The 16,683-nt window shown below is 64.7% G+C and carries 18 protein-coding genes; 13 read left to right on the forward strand and 5 right to left on the reverse strand.

What is annotated here, in order from left to right; translation table 11 throughout:
- Positions 1 to 24 precede the first annotated feature (24 nt).
- From Q0K00_RS00575 to Q0K00_RS00625, 11 genes are all read left to right on the forward strand, one after another.
- On the forward strand, positions 25 to 471 hold the full coding sequence (locus Q0K00_RS00575) for a 6-carboxytetrahydropterin synthase (RefSeq protein WP_297226620.1): 447 nt from the start codon (positions 25 to 27) through the stop codon (positions 469 to 471).
- Positions 468 to 1,199 carry a 7-carboxy-7-deazaguanine synthase QueE gene (locus tag Q0K00_RS00580; RefSeq protein WP_297226621.1) on the forward strand — a complete coding sequence of 244 codons (732 nt, stop codon included), beginning with the start codon at positions 468 to 470 and terminating at the stop codon, positions 1,197 to 1,199. Before Q0K00_RS00575 ends, Q0K00_RS00580 begins: the two co-directional genes overlap by 4 nt.
- A gap of 35 nt (positions 1,200 to 1,234) precedes the next feature.
- Positions 1,235 to 1,720, forward strand: coding sequence for a ribonuclease HI (gene rnhA / locus Q0K00_RS00585; RefSeq protein ID WP_297226692.1), 486 nt, complete (start codon positions 1,235 to 1,237; stop codon positions 1,718 to 1,720).
- A gap of 355 nt (positions 1,721 to 2,075) precedes the next feature.
- Positions 2,076 to 3,038: a hypothetical protein gene (locus Q0K00_RS00590; protein WP_297226622.1), complete on the forward strand. Its 963-nt coding sequence runs from the start codon at positions 2,076 to 2,078 to the stop codon at positions 3,036 to 3,038.
- A 149-nt stretch (positions 3,039 to 3,187) separates the two neighbouring features.
- Positions 3,188 to 3,694, forward strand: a complete 507-nt coding sequence (locus tag Q0K00_RS00595; protein WP_297226623.1) for a C-GCAxxG-C-C family protein — start codon at positions 3,188 to 3,190, stop codon at positions 3,692 to 3,694.
- A complete protein-coding gene (locus Q0K00_RS00600) occupies positions 3,691 to 3,936 on the forward strand; it encodes a hypothetical protein (RefSeq protein WP_297226624.1) in 246 nt (81 codons plus the stop codon). Before Q0K00_RS00595 ends, Q0K00_RS00600 begins: the two co-directional genes overlap by 4 nt.
- A gap of 250 nt (positions 3,937 to 4,186) precedes the next feature.
- Positions 4,187 to 4,891: a site-2 protease family protein gene (locus tag Q0K00_RS00605; RefSeq protein ID WP_297226625.1), complete on the forward strand. Its 705-nt coding sequence runs from the start codon at positions 4,187 to 4,189 to the stop codon at positions 4,889 to 4,891.
- A gap of 192 nt (positions 4,892 to 5,083) precedes the next feature.
- On the forward strand, positions 5,084 to 6,070 hold the full coding sequence (trpS, locus tag Q0K00_RS00610; protein WP_297226626.1) for a tryptophan--tRNA ligase: 987 nt from the start codon (positions 5,084 to 5,086) through the stop codon (positions 6,068 to 6,070).
- A gap of 5 nt (positions 6,071 to 6,075) precedes the next feature.
- Positions 6,076 to 6,546, forward strand: a complete 471-nt coding sequence (gene ruvX / locus Q0K00_RS00615) for a Holliday junction resolvase RuvX (protein ID WP_297226627.1) — start codon at positions 6,076 to 6,078, stop codon at positions 6,544 to 6,546.
- A 124-nt stretch (positions 6,547 to 6,670) separates the two neighbouring features.
- Complete coding sequence (gene mltG, locus Q0K00_RS00620) at positions 6,671 to 7,720, forward strand: endolytic transglycosylase MltG (protein WP_297226628.1); 1,050 nt, start codon at positions 6,671 to 6,673, stop codon at positions 7,718 to 7,720.
- A gap of 8 nt (positions 7,721 to 7,728) precedes the next feature.
- Positions 7,729 to 7,977, forward strand: a complete 249-nt coding sequence (locus Q0K00_RS00625) for a hypothetical protein (protein ID WP_297226629.1) — start codon at positions 7,729 to 7,731, stop codon at positions 7,975 to 7,977.
- A gap of 450 nt (positions 7,978 to 8,427) precedes the next feature.
- Here the strand turns inward: Q0K00_RS00625 and Q0K00_RS00630 are convergent, their stop codons facing one another.
- The 3 genes from Q0K00_RS00630 to Q0K00_RS00640 form a co-directional block, all read right to left on the reverse strand.
- On the reverse strand, positions 8,428 to 9,873 hold the full coding sequence (locus Q0K00_RS00630) for a tetratricopeptide repeat protein (RefSeq protein WP_297226630.1): 1,446 nt from the start codon (positions 9,871 to 9,873) through the stop codon (positions 8,428 to 8,430).
- 63 nt (positions 9,874 to 9,936) lie between these two features.
- Entirely contained in the window at positions 9,937 to 11,364 is a 1,428-nt protein-coding gene (locus tag Q0K00_RS00635; protein ID WP_297226631.1) for a tetratricopeptide repeat protein, read from the reverse strand.
- A gap of 16 nt (positions 11,365 to 11,380) precedes the next feature.
- Positions 11,381 to 11,668: an integration host factor subunit alpha gene (locus Q0K00_RS00640; RefSeq protein ID WP_297226632.1), complete on the reverse strand. Its 288-nt coding sequence runs from the start codon at positions 11,666 to 11,668 to the stop codon at positions 11,381 to 11,383.
- 212 nt (positions 11,669 to 11,880) lie between these two features.
- Between Q0K00_RS00640 and Q0K00_RS00645 the strand changes: the two genes are divergently transcribed.
- Together Q0K00_RS00645 and Q0K00_RS00650 are read left to right on the forward strand one after the other, a co-directional pair.
- Positions 11,881 to 12,921, forward strand: coding sequence for a radical SAM protein (locus Q0K00_RS00645; protein WP_297226633.1), 1,041 nt, complete (start codon positions 11,881 to 11,883; stop codon positions 12,919 to 12,921).
- Positions 12,922 to 13,005: 84 nt separating this feature from the next.
- A complete protein-coding gene (locus Q0K00_RS00650) occupies positions 13,006 to 14,415 on the forward strand; it encodes an L-serine ammonia-lyase (protein ID WP_297226634.1) in 1,410 nt (469 codons plus the stop codon).
- A gap of 134 nt (positions 14,416 to 14,549) precedes the next feature.
- Here Q0K00_RS00650 and Q0K00_RS00655 read toward each other — a convergent pair whose 3' ends face one another.
- Both Q0K00_RS00655 and Q0K00_RS00660 read right to left on the reverse strand, forming a co-directional pair.
- Positions 14,550 to 15,377, reverse strand: coding sequence for a glycosyltransferase (locus Q0K00_RS00655; RefSeq protein WP_297226635.1), 828 nt, complete (start codon positions 15,375 to 15,377; stop codon positions 14,550 to 14,552).
- Between the two features lie 34 nt (positions 15,378 to 15,411).
- Positions 15,412 to 16,674: a glycosyltransferase gene (locus Q0K00_RS00660; protein ID WP_297226636.1), complete on the reverse strand. Its 1,263-nt coding sequence runs from the start codon at positions 16,672 to 16,674 to the stop codon at positions 15,412 to 15,414.
- Between the last annotated feature and the right edge of the window lie 9 nt (positions 16,675 to 16,683).

Below are 16,683 nucleotides of genomic sequence, written 5' to 3' on the forward strand. Positions count from 1 at the left end.
CTTTTTTTTGCCGGGAGAGTTCTCATGCAGCACGACGGCATCCTGACCGTGACCAAGATATTTGAATTCGCCTACGCCCACCGCCTGCCGTCCTATGCGGGCAAGTGCGTGCATCCCCACGGGCATACCGGCAGACTGGAAGTGGAGGTGGCCGGACTTGCGGGCAGCAGTCCCTATCCGGGCATCGTGGTGGATTTCCATGATCTCAAGGCCCTGCTGGCCCCCATCCTGGACGAGGTGGATCACCGCTGCCTCGACGATGTGATCAACGCGCCCGCCTGCGCGGAATGGGCGGCGGCGCATCTGCCGCGCGTGCGCAGCGAGACCGGGGAAGAGGTCTTTGCGGCCACAGCCGAGAATATGGTGCTCTGGGTGCGCCACCGTCTGCTGACGCTCTATCCCGGTCTGGATGTGCGTCGTCTGCGCTGGTGGGAATCCGGCACGTCCTATGCCGAATGGAGGCTGGCATGAGCTGCCGGGAATTCCGGGCCGAGGACAGCCTGCGCCTGCGGGTCATCTCCCTGTTCCTGAGCATCGACGGCGAGGTCAACGGCTGCGGACAGGGGACGCCCGCCTTCTTCATCCGGCTCGCGGGCTGCAACCTGCGTTGCTGGCAGGCCGGGGGCGGCTGCGATACGACGTATTCCTTCGGCTCCGGCGAGGAGATGACGGTGGGCGAGCTGCTGCGGCGCGTGGCGGATTCCGGCTGCCCCAAGGTGACGCTGACCGGCGGCGAGCCTCTCTTGCAGCGGGGACCGGCGCTGGCCGCCCTGCTGGAAGGGCTGGCCGCCCGCAAGGTGGCCGTTTCCGTGGAGACCAACGGCACGCTGCCGCCGGACTTCGCCGGACGCGAGCATGTGGCGAGCCTCGTCTATGACTACAAATGCCCGTCCAGCGGCTGCGAGGCGGCCATGCTGCCCTTTGACGCGATGTACGCCTCCCTCGGCCCGCGCGACTACATCAAGTTCATCATTGTCGATGAGACGGACTATGTCTGCGCCCGCGACAAGGTGCTGCGGGCGCGCGCACTGGCGCATACCGGTCCCCGGCTGGCTTTTTCGTCCTTCCTGCCCACGCTGCCCGGCGGCCTGACGCCGCAGGCGCTGGTGGCCCGTCTGCTGGAGGACCGCCTCTACGAAGTGCAGTACAACCTGCAGATACACAAGTTCATCTGGCCGGATGCCGAGACGGACATCTGAGCGCCGGTCTTTTTCTCTCCTTGGATAGCCATAGTCTGCGCATGAAAAACGTCACCATCTATACGGACGGTTCCTGTCTGGGCAATCCCGGCCCCGGCGGCTGGGCCGCCATCCTGGAACTGGACGGTACCGAACACCGCCGGGAGATGTCCGGCGGCTATGCCCGCACCACCAATAACCGCATGGAATTGCGGGCCGTGCTCTTTGCCCTCGGAGCCTTGAAGGAACCCTGCGCCGTGGAGCTTTATACGGACTCCCAATATGTTTGCCACGCCGTGGAAAAGGGCTGGCTCTGGGGCTGGAAGAAGCGCGGCTGGGTCAAGTCCGACAAGAAGCCGGTGAAGAATGTGGACCTCTGGCAGCAGCTGCCGTCCCTGCTCCAGCGGCACGAAGTGCGTCTGCACTGGCTGCGCGGGCACGCGGGCCATCCCGAGAACGAACGCTGCGACGAGCTGGCCCGGCAATGCGCCGCCCGGCGGGACCTGCCGCCTGACGACGGCTTTCGCCCGGAGGACGTTTAGGGCATATCCCGTTTTTTTGAGGGAGAAGCCCCCTTTTTCTTTTGCCTTCAAGGGCGCTGTCGTCCCGTGCCCAGTCTCTTTCCCCGATAGAAGCGCGCTGGGGAAAGGGGGCCGCAAGTGTGCGGAGCATGAGAGAATAGGTTTATTTGTTTGAAATCCATAGTGAAATTCTTATTGCCTCCTTTAAGGAGTGCAAGCCTGTTGCGGTAGGCGCTGCGGTCTTGTCTGGTCTTTTCCGGCCCTTGTCCTCTGAAAGTTCCGTCCCTGGTCGTATCGTCGCCTGACGTGTCATACGCGGCCTGTTCGTGCCGTTCCATGAACCATCAAAGCGCCCTGAAACGGGCTGATGTACCCTATGTCGCTGGAATCCCTCCTGTCCGTCTGGAATGCCCTCGGACTGCCGCTGTGTCGCCTTCTGCTGGGGCTGGCGCTGGGGCTGCTGGTGGCCAATACGCTCGAGGCGTTGCGCTGGACCCGCCATCTGGCCCGACTGGCGCAGCCGCTGGCCCGGACGGCCCATCTGCGCCCTGTGGCGGGCGCGGCCTTCGCGCTGGCCTTTGTTTCCCCGGCGTCGGCCAACGGCCTCCTGTCCGACGCCCACGAGTCCGGACGCCTTTCCCGGCGTGAGCTCGTGCTGGCCAATATCTTCAACAGTCTGCCCGCCTTTCTGACGCATACGCCCACGATCTTTTTCCTCACCTGGCCGGTGCTGGGCAGTCCCGCCGTCATCTATGTGCTGTTGACGCTGGTGGCGGCCATCCTGCGCACGGGCGGCACCATCCTGGCCGGACGGCTGCTCCTGTCGCCGCAGACCGGGACCGCCGACGAGGCCGGGACGGAAAGTCCGACGCCCGGCTGGCGTGCGGCGCTGGACAAGGCCTGGAAACGTTTCCTGCGTCGTCTGCCCAAGCTGGTGTATTTCACCGTCCCCGTCTATCTGCTCATGTACTTCCTGCAGCGGTACGGCTACTTCACGCTGGCCGAGGAATGGCTTGCCCGCCATATGGACTGGTTGTCCTTCCTCAAGCCGCAGGCCGTGGGCGTCATCGTGCTGCATCTGGCGGCGGAACTGGGCGCGGCGCTGGGCGCGGCGGGCGGTCTGCTGCACACGGGCGGTCTGGCGGCAAAGGACGTGGTGCTGGCGCTCATGGTCGGCAATATCCTGTCCACGCCCATGCGGGCCATCCGGCATCAGCTCCCGTCCTATGCCGGTTTTTACCGGCCGTCGCTGGCGTTGCGGCTCATCCTCGCCAATCAGGGCCTGCGTGCCCTGAGCATGGCGCTGGTCACCTGGGTCTATTATCTGCTGGCATTCTGAGCGGCGTCCGGCGGCGGACGATTTTTTCCCCGTGGACGCACGGGGGGCTTCTCCCCTGCCGTTTTTTGAGGTATGCTGCCGGGCAGCATATGCCGCCGGACAGGCGGCAGTGTCGTAATCAAAAAATCCCCTTCCGTTCATGGAGGATCATGATGGAACCCGTTTTTACCCCTCTGCGCGGCGAGGACAGGCAAGCCAAGGCCAGAGCCAACAAGGCGGCCGGCTACCGGTGTTCGCAGCAGATCAGTTGTTCCTTTGCGGAGGACCTGGGCGAGGATATGGAGCGTCTCATCCGGCTGGGTATGCCTTTCGGCAGCGGCATGGGGCGCGGGCAGGTCTGCGGCTGCGTCGTGGGCGCCATGCTCGTGCTCGGGCTGCGCTTCGCGCCGTCGTCCGTGGCGGACAAGGCGGCCCGCAAGGTGCTGACCCGCAAGCAGAATGCGTTCCTGCAGGCGTTCGAGGCGCGGCATGGCTCTATCATCTGCCGCGAACTTACCGCCCATGCCCGGCAAAGCGCGCCTGCGGAAACAGGCGGCAGCTTTTTTGCCAACTCCTGTATCGACCTCATGGTCAGCGCCAGCCATCTGCTGGAGGACCTGCTGCTGGAGGAGACGGACGCCACGATCACGGAACAGCCTCAGGAGGTCGGCGCATGAGCCGCGAACATCCGACCATCATCCAGCCGCAGCACAGCGGGGCGCGCGTCCTCGTGCGCGTGCAGCCGGAAGAGGACTGGCTTTCCCTGCCCCGGCCCAAGCTGGCCCGGCAATTGCTGGAAGCTCTGGGCATCGGGGAAGAATGCGCGCTCGTCGCGCGCGGTGGAGAATTGTTGACGCCGGATCGGCATATCTGGCCCGATGACGAGTTGCTGGTCCGCAAGGTGGCTTCGTCGGGATAGGACAGTTTGCCATTGAAAAGAGCATGGCGCGCGGCGGCGGTAGAGCGCCGTCCGGTCAAACGTGAGCCGGGATACCGCGTTTTTCCGCGGGATGACAGGCCGTATGGTTTGACACACCAAGCGTTTCAAGCGGAAAATGTTTCAGAACGGGCAGGCGCGCGAGGGGCGGCGTTCCCGCTTCCGGCGGGAGCCGGAGCGTTGCGCGCCTCCTTCTATCGACATTCACCTTTGTCCGTGGTATTTTGCAAAGATGTTTTTTCCCGATATCGACTTCGCACAATCCGTGCGTCTCCTGACGGCCTCTCTGGTGCCCATGCTGCTGGGCATGATCGTGCATGAAGTGGCGCACGGGCTGGCCGCGCGCCGTCTGGGCGACCCCACGGCCTACATGATGGGACGGCTCACGCTCAATCCCGTGCCGCACATCGATCCGCTGGGTCTGGTCAGCTTTGTGATCACCAGTCTTGTGGGGGGCTTCATTTTCGGCTGGGCCAGGCCCGTGCCGGTCAATCCCCGCTATTTCCGCAAGCCCGCGCGCGACATGATGCTGGTGGGGCTGGCCGGGCCGGGCAGCAATTTCCTGCTGGCCCTGCTCTTCGGGCTGGGCCTGGCGGGGCTGGTCGCCGTCTGGCCGGAGGCCTTCGCCGGACGGATGGCCCTGACGCAGCCCACGGCAACGCAGCAATTCCTGGTGCTCATGTGTACGCAGGGCATCCTGGTCAATCTCTGTCTTGCCTGGTTCAACCTGCTGCCTCTGCCCCCGCTGGACGGCAGCCGCGTCGTGACCTATTTTCTGCCCATGCACCTGGCGATCTCCTATGGTCGGCTGGGGGACTACGGCTTCGTGGTGCTGCTTGTCCTGCTGTTCACCGGCGTGCTGGGCCGGGTGCTGGGACCGCTGGTAGACTTTTCCTTCAGCCTGATCCTGCGCCTGACGCTTTCGCTGGTGGCGTGAGCCGCTGCGTTCTTCCGGTCGTCAGGGACGGCATGGCGCTGGATGCGGGGGACGCCCCTCGTGTGCGGCGCGTCTCCGACCGGGAGCCGGGAAAGCTCTTCGCCGGGCGGTCTGTTCGTTTTTTTCGTTAACCGCGGTCGTTGGCCGCGCAAGCGTCGCTGCCTGTTCCGGGCAGCCATTCCAGAGGATATCATGAGCACGGAACGTCCCCGCACCGTATCGGGTATGCGTCCTACCGGCCCCCTGCATCTGGGGCACTATTTCGGCGTACTGAAAAATTATGTGGCCCTGCAGCACAGCGAGGAAGCCTACTTCTTCGTGGCGGACTGGCACGCTCTGACCAGTGATTACGCCGACCCGTCCAATATCCGGCAGAATATCGCGGAAATGGTCAAGGACTGGGTGGCTGCCGGTCTCGACCCCGCCCAGTGCGTCATTTTCCGTCAGTCCGCGGTCAAGGAACATGCGGAGCTGTCCCTGCTGCTGTCCATGATCACGCCGGTCTCGTGGCTGGAACGCAATCCCACCTATAAGGAACAACAGCAGCAGATCACCAATAAGGACCTGGGCAATGCGGGCTTCCTCTGCTATCCGGTGCTCATGGCGGCGGATATCCTCATGTACCGGCCGCACGGCGTGCCCGTGGGCGAGGACCAGCTGCCGCACATGGAGCTGACGCGCGAGATCGCCCGGCGCTTCAACTATCTTTACGGGGAGAGCACCTTCCCGGAACCGCAGGCCATGCTGACGCCCGCTGCCAAATGTCCGGGCCTCGACGGCCGCAAGATGTCCAAGAGCTACAATAACGGCATCTTCCTGCGGGATACGATGGCCGACATCGAGCCCAAGGTGAAGACCATGTTCACCGACAAGAACCGCCTGCGCAAGTCCGATCCCGGCAATCCCGACGTGTGCAATCTTTTCCCCTACCATGTGCTGCTGGCCAACCGTGAAGAGCAGGAAGAGATCCGGCAGGGCTGTACCGGCGCGAGCATGGGCTGTGTGGACTGCAAAAAGCGGTTCCTTGCGCATCTGGGGGCTTTTCTGGAGCCTTTGCAGGCCCGCCGGGCGGAACTGACGGGCAGCCGTGTGGCGGAGATCCTTGCCGACGGCAATGAGCGCGCCCGCGCCTTTGCCGCCCGCACGCTGGACATGGTGCGTGATCGCATGGGCTTGTGATCCCCGTGAAATGCGTCGGTATCGACTACGGTCTTGAGCGGACAGGGCTGGCCGCCTGCGATGACGCGGGCGTGCTGGCCTATCCGCTGACCACGTTGCGTCTTGCGGACTATCCCGACCGCAAGGCCTTCCTGGCGGCGCTGGCCGAGCGCGTGCTGGCCGAGGATCCCGCCGCCGTGGTGCTGGGCCTGCCGCTGCGCGAAGACGGGACGGAAAGCCTGACCACCCGGCAGGTGCGCAACGTGGCCGGACGGCTCATGCGACGTATCCAACGCCCCTTCTACTGGATGCCGGAACTGCTCAGTTCCGTGGAGGCGGAAATGGACCTGCGCGAGGCGGGTCTTGCCCGGGGGCGGCGCAAGGCCGTGCTGGACCAGCAGGCCGCCGTGCGCATCCTCTCCTCCTTCCTTGCTCTGCCGCCGGACAGGCGGCGACCCATCGCCGGGGAAACGCCACGATCCGACGGCTTCGCGTAACGGGCGGACCGCGTTCGTAGCTTACGACTCCTTGCTGGAGGTTGTCCCGGACAGGCGGCCTTGAGGCTGCGGCATTTTCTCGCTACAAGAGGACATCCCGACTGTCCCGCGACGAGGAGTCCGCATGAAGATCCTGCTCCGTCTCTTTGCCTTGCTGTGTCTCTGTATCCTGCTTGCCGGCGGCGGGCTGGGCTGGCTCGTTTACGATTTCCTGCACAGCGTGCCGGAGACCACAGGGCGGGAGGTCCAGATCGACGTCGTCCCCGGCGCGAGTTTCGGCAAGATCGCCAGAGAGCTGGAAGAAAAGGGGCTGGTGACGGATGCGAAAAAATTCGGCTGGCTGGCCCGTTACCGCAAGATGGACGACCGCCTGCAGGCCGGACGTTTTGCCCTGCGCACGGACTGGACGCCGGATCAGGTGCTGGACTGGCTGGTCAACGGGCAGCCGGTGCTTTTCCGGGTGACGGTCCCTGAGGGGCTGACCTGGTGGCAGACGGGCAAACTGCTGGAGGCGGCGGGTTTTGTCCGCTTTGAGGATTTTCGGGCCGTGGTGCTGGACAAGGATTTCCTGCGCAAGTACGGCATCCCCTTTGCCTCCGCCGAAGGCTTCCTCATGCCGGACACCTACCTGATCCGCAAGGATGATGCGCCGGACATGGATTCCGCGCGCAGCGTGGCCGGGCGTCTGGTGGACAATTTCTGGCGCAAGGCCGCAACGCGCTGGCCGGGCGGACAAAAGCCCGCGTCGGATGAACTGAAACGGCTGGTCATCCTTGCTTCGGTGGTGGAAAAGGAGACCGCCATCGACAGCGAACGGGCGCGCGTGGCGGGCGTCTATGCCAATCGTTTGAAGCGCAACATGCTGTTGCAGGCGGACCCCACGGTCATTTACGGGCTAGGCGCGGGCTTTGAGGGCAATCTGCGACGCAAGCATCTGGATGATGCCGCCAATCCCTACAATACCTATCAGCGGCCCGGCCTGCCGCCAGGCCCCATCTGTTCGTTCGGCATGACGGCCCTGTCCGCGGCCATCGCCCCGGAAGAGCACAATTTCCTGTACTTCGTGGCCCGTATCGACGGCGGCGAACACATCTTTTCCACCAATCTCAACGATCATAACCGCGCCGTGCGCCAGTATCTGCAAAACCGGCGCAAACAGCGTCAGGCAGAGTGAGGTCGTTCATGAAATACCTTATCATGCAGGATTTTTCCGGTCAGGCGGTCCCGTTCATCTTTCCCCGCCGCGTGGACCACGGCGACATGCGCGAGCAGCTCCCTTACGCGCAGGTGGTGTCCGCCGGTTTTGTGGAATACGAGGATGGGGGCTTTGTCTGTCATGGCGGTAATGCCGAGCTCCAGGTGCAGGCGCGCCCTCAGGAGGATGCCGCCATCATCGCGGAGGCTCTGCGGCCGGAGAGCTGCCGCAAGTAGCGTGGAACAGGTCTGTTGCGCATCCGCGGCGGAAGTCCGTACTCTTCGGCTGTCGCGGCTCGCGGGGATCGCGGATAGAGCATTTTGCCTTTGAAAAAGGCAAAATGCGAGGCGGCGGCACAGCGCCGCCCGGCCCAAAGTGAGCGGAATGACCGCGTTTTTCCCGCGAAACGCCAGGTCGTATGTTTGGAACGCGAAGCGTTTCAACGGAAAATACTCGAGGGCTGTTTATATGAAATTTCAACTAATTCAGCAAAATAAGAAAGAATGGGCGGAACTAGCTCCGCGTGCCTTTGCGGGAAGCTTCGCATCTCTGACTCTTACACCAACAGGCCGTGAATAGTGTTAACAGGCCCTAACAGACAAAAAACGGCGTCCCTTCCATGAGGGACGCCGTTTTCTTTCGGTCGCGGAGGCGGCAGCTTCATTCCCGATGCGGGAACATGCGGCTTATTCGCTGCTTTGGCTGCCGATCTTGGCGTTGATCTCCTGCAGCAGCTTCTGGGCCTGAGCATTGTCGGGCTCCATCTCCAGCGCCGTCCGTACCAGCGGCAGGGCGTGCATACTGTCGTTGACGGTAAAGAATACCTCAGCGATGTTGCAGGCGATGGTGGCCGACTTCTGCGGCAGATTGGGATTGAGGGCCATGGCCTTGAGCATGGACGCCCGGGCGGATTCGTAATCCTTGCCGTCGGCGTAGGCAAGGCCGAGGTTGTAGTGCAGGCCGTCGTTGTCGGGCACCACCTTGAGCGCCTTCTTGTATTCTTCCGTGGCTTCCTGCCAGCGTCCCGTCCGGCGCAGGAGCATCCCCACGCGGTTGAAGACCACGAGGTCGTCCTTGCTCCAGTAGTCGCGCTTGGCTTCCAGACCACGCTGCAGGAAGCTGATGGCCATGTCGGGATCGACCTCGGAATAGGCGTCCGCCACACGGAAGGCCACGCCGCCCACATGTTCCATGGCTTCGCGGCTGGCCAGCTCGACGCTCTGATTGAACATCTTGCGGGCGTCCTCGCGCCGGTTGAGCTTGAGGTACAGTTCACCGATGGCCAGCTTGCGCTCCACATTGAGCGGGGAGAGCTGATCAAGCCGTTCAAGGTACTCAAGCTGCTTGAGCGGCTTCTTCATCTCTTCGTAGAGATCGGCCAGCTTGCGCAGCGGCTCAAGGTACATGTCGGCGCTGCGGCTGGCGTTCTCATACGCTTCACAGGCCTTTTCCCGCTGGCCCATGGAGCGGAACACGTCACCGATGATCAGCAGGACGGCGGCGGAATTGGCCTTGAGTTCCAGCGCCTGACGGCAGACCTGCAGGGCGCGCAGGTTCTCGCCCTGCGAATGCAGGGTCCTGGCCCATTCCAGCATACGGCTCATCTTGCCGTGCGGACGCACGGTGGCCGCCAGCCGTTCCAGCAGCTGATCCTGATTGTCGGGCTTGGCGAAGAAAGCGTCCGCTCCGGCTTCATGCAGGAGCACATAGCGTTGTTGTTCCGTTTCGGCGGCGATGAAAACGATGCGCACTTCGGGGAAACCGTTCTTGACAAGGCGCACCATATAACTGAGGTCGCGTCCCTTGAGGCTCTGTTCGATGAGCAGCAGGGGCGTCGCGTTTTCGGAGCAGACATTGCGCAGTATCCGCAGCAGCATGTCGGCATCATGGGCGATGCTGATCTTGTCGGCCGGCAGCCCAAGATTCTCGTTCAGCACGTTCCGCAGCATATCCGTCAGCGCAACATCATCGGAAACGCAGATCAGATGGCCGCTATCCTTGAGGAATTCGCGGATGGCGTCTTCATACTGCTTGCTGTCCTGCGGCGCGGACTTTTCCTTGCTCATGCTCGCCTCGACCTGCCGCATCGCCATGCGTTGCGCGAGGCCCGACGTCGCGTTGGAATTTGCCATTGCTCCCTCCTGTGAGGCTTGCCGGACAACCCGTGTTGCCCGCCAATCCTTAGACTCTCAGATTCAGTGCCGTTGCGTCAAGTAGTATACGCGCGGAATCATATACATCAGGCTGGCTATTTTCTTTTCGGGCATGTACTGCACGGCGACGAGCACCTTGCCGAGGTTCCAGAGGCAGGACATCTCTCCCTCCACCGCATCCGGCTTGCCGAAACGCTGTTCCGCCATTTCCCTGACGCGCTTGCCGAAGGTGGCGTCGCGGGCGGGATAGTCGATGGAGACGAAGGCCAGCGGCTGCTGCTCGCCGGGGCCGTAGCACATGGCCATCTGATTCGCGCCGGGGATGAGCTTGCCCCCCTTGTAGACATCGCAGATGTAGCCGTCCTTCTCGCGTTCCGGCACGGCACCGGCCTGCTTGAGCGCGGCGCGCATGGCGGGCCGGTCGGCCCCGTCCAGACGCAGGCCGAAGAGCACGGCGTTCTTGGCGCGTTCGGCGCTGACGTCCGCCATGTCTTCCAGTTCCTTCATGGCGGCGGTATTGCCCTGCATGGCCGCGCCATAGAGCAGCAGCGTGGCGCTTTCGAGGTTTTTCTTCACCACGCGTCCTTCACGGTAGAAATGCCCCAGACGCGCCAGCGCATTGGGCTGATTGGCGGCGGCGGCCCGGCTGTACCAGGCGGCGGCCGCGGCGTCGTCTTTGCCCACGCCGTGGCCCTGCTCATACAACATGCCTAGGTTGTACTGCGCTTCCGGCTGGCCCTTGCGCGCGGCGAGATCGAACCAGCGCGCCGCTTCTTCGACATCCGGCGGGATGCCACGGCCCTGTTCCAGCATGCGGCCGAAATTGCACATGCCGGACGGGTGTCCCGCCTCGGCGGATTTGGCGTACCAGTGCAGGGCGCGGCCCACGTCGGGCTCCACGCCAAGGCCCTTGTCGTAGAGCACGCCCAGATTGTTCATGGCCTGCGGGTCGCCGGCATCGGCGGCGGGCTGCCAGAGGCGCAGCGCCTGATGGTATTCTCCGCGTGCATAGGCTTCCAGCGCCTTGCGGTTGCGCTCTTCCGCGCTTTCCATGGGGGCGACGGCCGAAGCAGCGGCCGCCGGCGCGGCGGCTGCGGGCGTGGCGGACGGGGCGGGACTGATGGGAGCGGCGGCTGTGCCCGTCGTGTTGTTGCCGCCCCCCAGCGTCGGCATGGGCTGCGCGGGAGCCGGGACGGAGTAGTCCGGGGGCTGAGGGCCGCGGGCTTGTCCGCCGGTCTGCTGCGGCGCGGCGGGAGCGGCAGGAGGCTGCACTTGCGGCGTCTGCACCTGCGGCGCCTGTACCTGTGGGCGGGAAATGGACTGTACGGCGGCCGAAGCGTCGATGCTGGCGACAAGTCCCGTCCCCAGCGCCGCCGTCAGGCACAGGCCGTAACCGCCGAGGCGCAAGGCCCGCTGACAACAAATAATGATGCGCGCCTTACGGCGCGCATACCTGAAAATGCCCGTCATGGGAATGCCCTGCCTGTCAGGAATTGATCTCTGCCCGGAACTTCCGGGAAAGCCGGAAGACCACGACACGTCTGGGCGGCAGGGTGATGGCCTCGTCCGTTTGCGGATTGCGCCCGCGGCGTGAAGCCTTGTCATAGGACTCGAATTTGCCGAAACCGCTGATGAGCAAGGCGCGATCCTTCTTGATGGCGTCTTTCATGATATGCAGCAGCTTCTCCACGACATTCTTCACATCGACACGGTTTTTGTCGGTCCCTTCGTAGATCCGTTCTATGATATCCGCTTTGGTCAATGTCTTCTTCATGAAAACCTCGAAAACAGGCAGCTTCACAAGGGAAATCTTTTTCGGTAGATTATGCCAAAAAGGCGCATGAGGCAAGGCTTTTCTCGCTTTGCGGCCCTTGCGGTCCCGGCGTGCGCCCCTTGCTGTGCCTTTCTCGTCCCGCTGTCATGAGATCTTCACCTGTCGCCCTCCTCCACTGGCCCGAACCTGCGGAGCATCCGCCTGTTTTTCCCGTGTTCCTGCCGTTTTCCGGCTGTCCCGTGCGTTGCGTCTTCTGTGCGCAGGACGTACAGACCGGCTGCGCCCCCCGGGGGGTGGACGACGCGCTTGCCGAGGCGGGGCGGCTGCTGCATGAGCGGGCCGGGCGTATGCGGCCCGCGCCGGAGCTGGCCTTTTACGGAGGGACCTTCACGGCGTTGCCGTCCGGGGCCTTTGCCGCGTGTCTGGGATTTGCCCGCACGGCCCGGCAAGAAGGGCGCATCAGCGGGCTGCGCTGTTCCACCCGACCTGACAGCCTGCCGCCGGACAGGCTGGAGGCGCTGCGGGAAGCGGGGTGCGGCTGCGTGGAGCTGGGTGTCCAGAGTTTTGCCGACAGCGCCCTGCGGGAGAGTCGTCGCGGCTATGACGGCAGGACGGCGCGCGAGGCCTGCGTCGTGCTGCGGGTGGCGGGCCTGCGGCCGGGAGTGCAGCTCATGCCGGGTATGCCGGGTTCCTCTCCGGAGCAGTTCCTGGAGGATGTGCGGCTGGCGCTGGAGCTGGGGGCGGTCTTCCTGCGCTTCTATCCCTGTCTGGTGCTGGAGGGGACGGAACTGGCGGCGCTCTGGCGTGCCGGACGTTATCAGCCGTGGACGCTGGAAGCGGTCCTTGACGCGCTGGCGGAGGGCTTTGGACTGGCGCAACGGGCCGGGGTGCCGGTGATCCGCATGGGACTTGCTCCGGAAGCGGGGCTGTCCGGCAGCGTGCTGTCCGGGCCGCATCATCCGGCGCTGGGGGCGCGGGTCCAGGCCCGTTGTCTCGTGCGTCAGGTGGCGAACGCTCTCGCGCAGGCCCGCGCCGAAGGGCGTCTGGGCGCGACCGAACCGGTGGGACTGGTGCTGCCTCGTCGTCTGCAGGGCATGTATCGGGGACATGCGGGCGAGCTCGTGCCGCACTGGGCTGGGCTGGGCATAACGAGAGAGCATGTCCGTTTCCATGACGAGCGCCGGGAGATCCGGCTCGTGCGTCTTGCCGGAGCGTCGCTTGACGGCGCTGCAACACCGCATGAGGGATTTTGATTTGACGTTGCGGCTTTTCCCCGGCTAGCGTGGCAATAGATAAGAATCCCTCTCGTTGCCGGCCTCGCGTCGGAGGAGATGCCCATGAGCCAGCCCCATCCCGCGGAACCGCTCGTCCCGCGCCGACCTCCCATCGAGACGACACTTTTCGACTTCTTCAAGGTCGGGCCGGGCCCGTCGAGTTCGCATACCATCGGCCCCATGAAGGCCGGGAACGATTTCGTGGAGTGTTGCGCCGCGCTGCCCGCGGACGAACTGGCCCGCGCCGCGGATCTGCAAGTCACCCTGCTGGGCTCGCTCAGCGCCACGGGCAAGGGGCACGGGACCGATACGGCGGTACTGGCCGGTCTGCTGGGCAGCAGGCCGGAAAGCTGTTCGCCGGAGGTGCTGCCCTCCCTGCGTGCCGGCGGCGCGCAGGCCCGGCATGTCCTGCGACTGGGCGGCAAGGAACTTTCCCTTGGGCTGGGCAATATCTGTTTCGGGCCTGTGCAGCACGATGCGCCGTTCAGTAATACGCTGCGCTGTTCGCTGCGGGATGCGGCGGGCAGGGAGATCTTCGGCAGGGAATATTATTCCGTGGGCGGCGGCTTCATCCAGTGGAGAGGCTGGACGCCGCCGGAACGCGGTCGCCCCGTGCATCCGTACGGTACCATGCGGGAGCTGCATCGCTGCCTCAACGAGACCGGCTTGACCCTGCATGAACTCATCCTGGAAAACGAGACCGCCATCACCGGCATGTCCCGTCCGGCCATCCTGGAGCGGTTGGACGACATGATGGACGCCATGTACGACAGCGTCCGGCGCGGCCTGCGGGGCAGCGGGCGGCTGCCGGGGACGCTGGGCGTCTGGCGCAAGGCCGGGGCACTGCTGGAGCGGGCCGCCGCCCTGCCGTACATGGTGGACCGCTTTCTGGGCAAGCTCAATGCCTATGCCTTTGCCGTGGCCGAGGAGAACGCCTCCGGCGGGGTCATCGTCACCGCGCCGACCTGCGGGGCCGCCGGGGTCATGCCGGCCTTGCTCTATGCCATGCGTCAGGATCTCAACATCGGTGAGCGGGCCTTGCGTGAAGGGCTGCTGGCGTCGGCGGCCGTGGGCTTTCTGGCCAAGCACAATGCGGGCATAGCCGGTGCGGAAGTGGGCTGCCAGGGCGAAGTTGGCGTGGCCTCGGCCATGGGCGCGGCCATGCTGACCCATGCGCGCGGCAATGCCGCCACCGTGGTGGAAAACGCGGCGGAAGTGGCCCTTGAGCATCATCTGGGGCTGACCTGCGACCCTGTGGGCGGGTATGTGCAGGTGCCCTGCATAGAACGCAACGCCGTGGGGGCCATCAAGGCCTATAACGCCTCCCTGCTGGCGACCTGTGAGGAGAGCGCGCATCACCTCGTTTCGCTGGACGCGGCCATCATGGCCATGGGCGAGACTGGGCGCGAGATGAGCGCGAAGTTCAAGGAGACCAGCGAGGGCGGTCTTGCCGTCAGCATCGTGGAATGTTGAACAGTCTTCCTTCCCCCCTCTCTCCCCCCCCGTGAGGCCGCTGTACCGCAGCGGCCTTTTCTTTCCGCGCAACCGGGTGGCGAGGAGGGCCGGGACAGCCCCCGCAGGCGTTTTTTTGCCGTGTCTGATGGGGGTCAGGCCTGATCGAGGCCCGCGCGTTCCTCCGGGCTCAGCCAGTCCATCCACTGGCGGCTCATCCGTTCAAAGTCGTTGATGGCCAGTTCCCGCGCCCATTTCTGGGTGCTGTTCCCTTCCCAGGGCTTGGGGCCGTGGAAATGGACGATATGGGCCGTGGCATGGCAGTCCGCATGATAGGGCGGACGGTTCCAGCGATCGTCCAGACGGGTGATGCGTTTACCGAAGTAGTAGTTGAGCAGGGACTGGTCGAGATTGCCGATGCGGTCGAGGTTCTGCTGGCTGAAGGCCAGGAAATGGTCGATGAGCCGCAGACGACGCAGGCGGGCCAGATTGAAGAGCGTGACCCCGCTGGAGAACGTCCAGATGGGGAAGGGCATGGGCACGGTATAGGTCCTGCCGTCCAGCTCGTAGGTCAGCTTGCTGTGCTCGTGGTAGAAGGGGGTGGTGTATTCCCGCGCCATGCCCATATAGGGCGGGCGCAGGGCAAAGAGTTCGTCCAGGGGCCGCAGGAACATGACGTCCGTATCGCAGTAGAGCACGAAGTCGTCCCCGGCGAGTTCCGGCAGCAGCGCCAGTTCCAGTTTGAGGAAGCATCCTCGCGAGGAACGGACGTGCTCGCCCGCTCCCTCGAAGGAGAGACGCGGCGTGTGGCGCGCCACAGTGATGTCCTCCCCGGCCAGCAGATCCAGCGTGGTCCGGCTGTCGCCCGCATAGACGCAGAGGCAGGGGGCGTCCCGCCCCATGACCTGCCGCAGGGAGCGTACGGCGACCTTGAGCAGGGTCAGGTAGCGTGGCTTGTCATCGGTGCAGAAGACTACTTTCATCCTGGCTGTCCTGTGGACGGCGGCGGCTCCGCCGTCAGATTTGCAATGCCTGCGCAAGGCGCTGATGCGGCCCGGCAAAAAAGGCGGCGGCATCCTGCCGGAGGGCTTCCGCCTGTGCGGCAAGCTCCGTCTCTCCGGCGGTCAAAAGTTCCGCCATCATGTCCTGAAGGCGTTTTTCCCGCACGTCGGGCGTGAGCAGATAGTCCATCAGCTCTTCCCGCAGCGGGGTGAGGGTCCGGGTATCCTCCGGAGCCACGCGGCTCGCAAAGGCCAGCAGGGGCAGGAGGGTCTCCGGCGAGGCGTGCAGGCGCGTGGCCAGCGTCAGGGTGTCCAGCGCGTCGCGGAACCGTCCCTGCGCCTCCTGCTGCCGGGCCAGCAGCAGCAAGCCCTCCTGCCAGAGCGGTTCTTGCTGTACGGCTTCGGCCAGCGCGGCCCCTGCCTGCCGCAACAGCCGCAGCCGGGCCGTCGGCGGCAGGCCGGGCGCGACGGTCAGCCACGGCGAGAGTTCCGGCTGATAGCCGTCGGCACGCCAGTGGGCCGGTTCGTCCATATGCAGCAGATGGCGGCACAACGCGAAGCAGCGGGCGCTGTTGGCTTCTTCCCAGTCCCGGCGGCCTTCGCTTTGTCCGGCCAGATGGATGATGCGCGCTTCGGGGATGACGCGCTGATGCAGGCCCTCGCGGCAGAGGCGCGCGCAGAATTCCACATCCTCGAAACCGTTGATGAAGCCCTCATCCAGCCCGCCCAGCGCCAGATAGCGCTGCCGGGGGATGAGCAGGGCGGCGGCGGTGATAATCTGCAGGCGGCGGGGCCGCGTGACGACGGGATGGTGCGCGGGCAGGTATTCGTAGAGGTGGCTGACCCGGCTGCCGGGCGAGAGGACGACCCCGAGGTGCTGCACCCTGTGCAGACCGTCCCTGTCCGGGAGATAGAGCAACAGAGGCCCGGCAGCGCCGAGTCTCGGGTCCTCGTCGAAGGCGCGCAGCAGCGGCGACGCCCAGCCCGGCTGGGGAAGGGTGTCATTGTTGAGCAGGAAGAGCCAGTCGCCTCGAGCGGCCGCCGCGGCGATATTGCAGGCCCCGGCGAAGTTCTTGTTCTCCGTTTGCGGCAGAAGGCGGAAGCGCTCTCCGAACAGGCTGCGGCCCAGCGTCGGACAGGCCCGCGGCGTGGCGTCCGAGGAGGCGTTGTCCACGACGATGACTTCCAGATCCTGTCCTTCGCGGCTTGCCGCGAGCGCTTCCAGACAGGCGCGGGTCAGTTCCCAGTTGTTGTAGACGGGGATGAGGACGGAGATCATGGTTCAGCT

It is taken from the genome of uncultured Desulfovibrio sp., assembly GCF_944327235.1.
Taxonomy (GTDB): Bacteria; Desulfobacterota; Desulfovibrionia; order Desulfovibrionales; family Desulfovibrionaceae; genus Desulfovibrio.